We start from the raw sequence: 6119 nt of genomic DNA, 5'->3' as shown, positions 1-6119 counted from the left end.
CCAGCGCGGTGCCGAACATGCACATCGCCAGCGATCCGGTGTGCGCTCGCGCGAAGATGCCGAGCACCCGCACGCAGAAATAAATGTAGGGTTTATTTAGGTCTTATGGACCTCATACATTTATGCATGCTTTTGCCATCATTTCTCACTTAAATGGAGTTGATGTCTAGCAGATTATGAAAAGTCTGGGCTATGAGCAGCTATCCACTACAGAAATTTATTTAGAAAAGGTTTTTGAAATTGAAGATATGAAAAATAGTCCAGATTTAATAAAAAATAATTCCACACCTACATCAAATTCATGTATGTTTACTTAGCCTCTTCTTTTTTATAAAAAAAAGATCAAAAAAGGGAGACCAAGTCATCTGGATGACTTGGTCTCCCTCTTTTTAGAATAATCACTATCACTTACTATCGTCCAAAGCCCAGCATGAATTTGCTACATATCACCATCTTTATATCTTTCCAATGTTATAAAACCAACCTGCGGTAAAGACCAAATTATCTTCTGAATCGGGAGTATTTATAAACCAAACAGACAAACCAAAACTAGTGAATTTAAATGAGTTATTATCATTCATGTTTTTTGCCTTACGATGTGGATGCAATAACCCGAGACATTGCGGTTATTTTAACTCTTCTAATTCATTCTTTAAAAAGTTCAATATCTCTTTCCCACCTGCAAATAAAAGCACCCCATTTAATGGATGCTTAGATTTCCCTTCTTTCGTAATCTTATTTCAAATTTATCACTGAAAAATTCATTGGCATTAAATATAGTACTAATGTCTGAAATATCACCTACGTTCACAATTAAAGCTTCGTCAACTTCCTGATCTGTGAGAACTATGCGATATTCATATTGATTTTCAAAGTATTTATCTTTCCAGAAATAAATATCTGTCCCTTGATTTTTATAAGAGCTCATCCTGGCTGAGGAATTGATGTTATAATCATCATATTTTACCAACCCTCCTCTGTAAGCATAACCTTTTTCATTGAGTGCTTTTGTAATTCTGTCAATAAATTGCGATGGGGTAACAAAAATTAATCTATCTCCGAACTCCCTGATCATTTTATTGATTTGTTCTTTAGGTAAATCAAATTTGGTATAGTAATACTTTTCATCCTCCTTTACCACTTTTAACATATCGCCGACAATTGCAAACATACAATATAATGGTCTTTTTTCATTTTTATTTTTTCTAAAATTCATCTTTTTAGTTCGCCCCGACATTATTAAATCATGGGTATCTTGAGTAAAGAAATTCATTGTTAATTCCGTAAAAACATGTGCTGCTTCAAATTTGTCTCCTACACCTTTTTCTCCCGAAGCACTTTCCATATCAATATACTTTTTGAAATTGTTCATATATAAATCTCCAGACAAGAAACTTTCAACAAAAGATGTGAACTTTATAAATCCAAAAACTTGACCTTTAAATCCTACGTCTGATATTTTCATACGCTTCATTCCCTCCTATTTGACTACTAAATTCGACAAAAGGGACTATTCACCGATATTTATTCAATCTAAACTATTCACAAGACTATTAAGGAACGTTTACTGTTAGTGAACATGTAAGAATGTATGCCTAGATTACAAAGAATATACTTCATTAAAAAACGGTTATCAAAGGATAGACCGACTTTCTTCTTTACAGTCTTCTTTTTAACCTCTCTTGATTTCATAATCTCCCCCCAATAAAAAAAGCATCCAATTTAATGGATGCCCCAAATTTCGTTTCATATATCAATTAAAATCATTGTATAAAAGATTTGAAATATAATGTTTTTTTACTTTCATGCAATTGTTTTTCCATCCCTAGGTCTTTACCCTTTCCCATTTTCTTTATGATTTCTAGTTGGGCTAAGATCATTTCTCCTGCTTCCAAAAAGTTTATTAACTATTTAAAATCATGGTTTGATTCATGAGAATAATTTTTAATGAATTAAATGGAGGAGGGATACACCATAACACCAAAAAAAGAAGCACGCTAGATTAGCTATCCCCTTCCGGAAACAACTGTGCTGCCTATGGTGCGATTTATCATGCAGAGGATGCTGTTGAATCAGATCCAGATGAACAACCAAAAGCTAAAAAAATATTTATCTCGTGAAAATATCATACATTACGAACAATTTTCTTAACAGGGTAGCATCAGAAAAACCAGATTTATAACTAAAGAATATTCCTGTATTTAAGAATCTCAATCTCTCATTGTTATAAATGAGGAGTTAGGATTTATTTACTCAACAATTGCACCCGATCTTGTAAGGTAATTAATATTTTTTTATAGGTACAAGAAAAGTGGTGAGGAATTTTGGATATTGAATCAACTGAATTAACAGGACAGCGTGCAAAACTTGTGCCCATACATATAGATCATATCGAAGGATTGTTTGAAGAATCAATAGGTTATTGTAGTATGACTTATATATGGGATTGTGGGAATCACCTTTATAGTTCAGTCCATCTTTATGATGAGTTTTATGTTGGAGGCAGGGCTAAATCAGCAATTTGTAGGGCAACTAATTGATTTGGAAGATCATATAGCCGCCCTGGCAAATGAAATGGAAGAATATAAGATTATCCAATTGATTCCCTTTATAGGAGAAAAAATCGCAGTTACGATTATCTCTGAAATTGGTGAAATCGAACGGTTTAATCATCCGAAAAAACTGGTTGCCTTCGCTGGAGTAGATCCAAGTGTTCACTCTTCGGGTAAGTTTACGGCAACCATTAATCATATTACTAAAAGAGGTTCGAGCAGACTACGTCATTCTCTGTATCTTGCCGTACTTTGCGGCATAAGAAGTTCAAGGAACAAAAAGCTTAAAGCCTTCTATGATAAGAAAAAATCAGAAGGAAAACCTGCCAAAGTGCCAATCGTTGCCTGTATTAATAAGTTGCTTCACTGGATTTACGCTTTATTAAAGAGAAAAGAAACGTTCCTAGATTTATCCTAATTAACGGTTTTGTGAAACAGAGAAAAATCCTTCCAAAGGGTTTTGGAGGGTTATTTGGCATAGCCAAAAATAGTATATCATAAGGGAAATGAAAATTTTAGAGAAAGATATTGACATCCTATTAGCTAGTTTAGCTGAAGGTCGGAGCTGTCTTTAAGGCAGCTCTTTCTTTATGCAACTAACGGGGCAGTTTAGTTGCAGAAGGATTTTACTTTAAAAAGACGAACTTTTACTATATTTAAGGAGTTTTGCTTATGAAATTTACATTATTTCTTGAGGCAGGTAATTCAGAAGAAACTAACAAACACTTAGATGATTTTAAAAAATTTGCTGCTAATTATAAAGTTTTCATGTCTGTTTCTGAAATAGAAAAGTATTGGAAAATTAATAATATGTACAAAGTTTTTCTTGATATAGATGAATCATCTGAATCTAATGTAAAACCTATGCTAACTAATATTGCATCTAAATGGCTGGAACTTCCCGAATGAACTTTTAGCTTCAAACACTATGGATGGCTGTGAAATTTATATTCCAAACCTTCATATGATAACTCTAATAAAAAACCTCCCTTGTTAAGCTAACAGGTGCTTTACTTCAATACCAGGAGCTGATCAGCAGCTCCTTTTCTTATTGAACTAACGGGGCAGGATAGTTAAAGAGTGCTGTTTGATCTTTATTCAACAATTGGACCAGATTGTTGAGGAATTATGAACAGTAGGCATACTAATTTAAGATTAATTGTGAAAAGTTACACTTAAGCTATTCGGGCAATCAATCTGTAAATCCTTTGTGTAATATATTGGGAATGTCTGCTAATATTATTTATATCATATTGAAAAATTTCATTTAGGGGTATTTACGTTTTCTAGTTGTAAACCAACTCCCACTTCCTCGCCAAATAAATTAAAGGGCATGTTTTGAATTACTGCCATTTTTCAGAGTGTTAGCTATCATTCTCAAGCATATGCTTATATTTACATGCATCATGTCCTTTTTGTTCGTATAATAGAACAAAGGGGAATTAAGATGAGTCTAATTTACAAGAAGAGGAGCAATTTGTTCTGTGGAACCAAAAGGCGAAGAAATAAACTGCTTAGCATTAAAAGTCAAAGAGATTATTCAATCTTCTGGATGTCAAAATGAAGATGTAATCTTTCTGTGCATTGGTTCAGACCGATCAGTTGGGGATTCATTAGGCCCTTTAGTTGGGACAATGCTTAAAGAACATACGGTGCCTTATCGTGTTTACGGTACTTTGGAAAATCCCGTTCATGCATTTAATTTAAAAGACACGTTGAAAGAAATTAAAAAACAATTCAAAAAGCCTCTTATTTTTAGTGTGGATGCTTGTTTAGGGAATCAAAACCAGGTCGGTCATGTTTTCTTGAAGGATGGACCTCTTGTCCCAGGGAAAGCTTTAAAAAAAGTATTGCCGGAAGTGGGAGATTATCATATTACAGGAATGGTCAATTATATAGATCCGCTGCCAACCATGCAATTTTTAAATGATACTCGTCTATACACGGTTATGAACCTTGCGAAAACAATCGTAAAAATAATTTTTCAAGCTAGCGGCGAGACTTCTGGAATTAAATAAAAGAATGGGCTGTGCCAAAACCACTAATAATAATTAGTTTTGGCACAGCCCTACTTTGTTTAAGGTTCGAAGAATTTATTAGATAACATTGTACTTAAATAATAGCCCCTGACAAGATAGCAACAATGATAAGGACTAATGAACAAATTAGTGCCCATTTAAATGCATACCGCTGTAGTTCCCCGATATCTGTTTTTACCATCCCTACTAGTAAAAGAGTCGATGCCACGAGTGGACTTAAGAAATGTACAGGCTGGCCCAGTACGGAAGCTCTGGCAATTTCTAAAGGACTCACTCCATAAGCTTCTCCTGCTTCTGCAAGAATTGGCAAAACACCAAAGTAGTAAGCATCATTGGATAAAACGAACGTAAATGGCATGCTGGTGAACGCAACGACCATCGGTAAAAAAGAGCCTAAAGAATCCGGAATGATGGCCACTAATGAATTTGCAATGGCGTCTACCATTTTCGTTCCGGAAAAGATCCCTGTGAAAATACCAGCCGCAAATACTAATGTGACGACGGTTATTGCGTTTCCTGCATGTGACACGATTCGCTCTTTTTGCTGTTCTAGATTAGGGTAATTAATGATTGAAGCAAGCACAAACCCGATTAGAAACAACACAGGTACCGGTACGAAGCCCATTACAAGAATGACCATAACCGTGAGCGTCAACAAAAGATTGATCCATATTAATTTAGGGCGCTTTAAATCGTCTTGTATGGCGGAAGCTACCGCTGCTTCAGCAAGAGCTCCTTTCATTTCAGGTGCAGCTTTGATATGTACAACACCAAGCCTTTTGCGCTCTTTTTTCCCAAGTACATAAGCGGTAAAAAGAATAGCTGCAATACCTGCGAATAGTGTTGGGATAATCGGGACAAAGAATTCATTTGCATCGAGACCTAAAGATGCTATTGCTCTTGTTGCAGGTCCTCCCCAAGGAGTCATACCACTCATAATACTGACAGCCAGCATAGAAATAGTGGCAAGAATAAGTGGATTCATACCAAGTCGTAAGTAAAGAGGCAGCATAGCGGAAATCGTAATCATATGAGTCGTGGTACCATCACCATCTAAGGCAACGGTCATTGCGATTACTGCTGTTCCTATCGCTATTTTAACCGGATCCCCTTTTACAATTTTTAACATGGTTTTAATAAGTGGATCAAATAATCCAGCGTCAATCAGAACTCCGAAAAACAAAATAGCGAACAATAGCAAAGCGGCTGAAGGTGCGACAACCTTTATTCCATCGAGCATCATATCTCCGAGCTCTGGACCAAATCCGCCAATTAATGCAAAGATAATTGGAATGACCACAAGAGAATTAACAGGTGATAACCGTTTAGACATGATTAAATAAGTAAAGACAACGACCATTGAAACTCCAAGTAACGTAAGAATATGAATCCCCTCCTATTAAAGAAACCGCTTACAAATCGGATAAAAAGTTTGAATAGTTAAAAAACATTATATAATATTTTCTGTTTCCCTGTTGATTTGGTTTCTATTTTTAGAATAGTTCATTTCTTAAAATAAGTGAAATAC

The 6119-nt window shown here is 35.2% G+C and carries 4 protein-coding genes and 1 pseudogene; 3 read left to right on the top strand and 2 right to left on the bottom strand.

The features are described from left to right. Positions 1-700 precede the first annotated feature (700 nt). Positions 701-1465, bottom strand: a complete 765-nt coding sequence (locus ACFWE9_RS25505; protein ID WP_230162736.1) for a hypothetical protein — start codon at positions 1463-1465, stop codon at positions 701-703. A 1016-nt stretch (positions 1466-2481) separates the two neighbouring features. Here ACFWE9_RS25505 and ACFWE9_RS25500 point away from each other — a divergent pair. The 3 genes and pseudogenes from ACFWE9_RS25500 to yyaC all read left to right on the top strand — a co-directional run. Then, positions 2482-2970, top strand: a pseudogene (locus ACFWE9_RS25500) (transposase); the annotation flags it as partial. Positions 2971-3224: 254 nt separating this feature from the next. Then, positions 3225-3461 (top strand): hypothetical protein, encoded by a 237-nt coding sequence (locus ACFWE9_RS25495; RefSeq protein WP_230162734.1) that lies wholly within the window; start codon positions 3225-3227, stop codon positions 3459-3461. Positions 3462-4036: 575 nt separating this feature from the next. Beyond that, complete coding sequence (gene yyaC, locus ACFWE9_RS25490; RefSeq protein WP_377359442.1) at positions 4037-4570, top strand: spore protease YyaC; 534 nt, start codon at positions 4037-4039, stop codon at positions 4568-4570. A gap of 94 nt (positions 4571-4664) precedes the next feature. Here yyaC and ACFWE9_RS25485 read toward each other — a convergent pair whose 3' ends face one another. Then, entirely contained in the window at positions 4665-5975 is a 1311-nt protein-coding gene (locus tag ACFWE9_RS25485; protein ID WP_377359445.1) for a CitMHS family transporter, read from the bottom strand. Positions 5976-6119: the final 144 nt, after the last annotated feature.

Source organism: Peribacillus sp. NPDC060253, assembly GCF_042727425.1.
In the GTDB taxonomy this organism is placed as follows: Bacteria; Bacillota; Bacilli; order Bacillales; family DSM-1321; genus Peribacillus.
This window is presented reverse-complemented; position numbering and strand designations above follow the sequence as displayed.

What these genes read in the sequence shown, in the direction of transcription:
- ACFWE9_RS25495 (WP_230162734.1), top strand. Translation starts at nt 3,225, where the DNA reads ATGAAATTTACATTATTTCTTGAGGCAGGTAATTCAGAAGAAACTAAC.
- ACFWE9_RS25505 (WP_230162736.1), bottom strand. Translation starts at nt 1,465, where the DNA reads ATGAAAATATCAGACGTAGGATTTAAAGGTCAAGTTTTTGGATTTATA.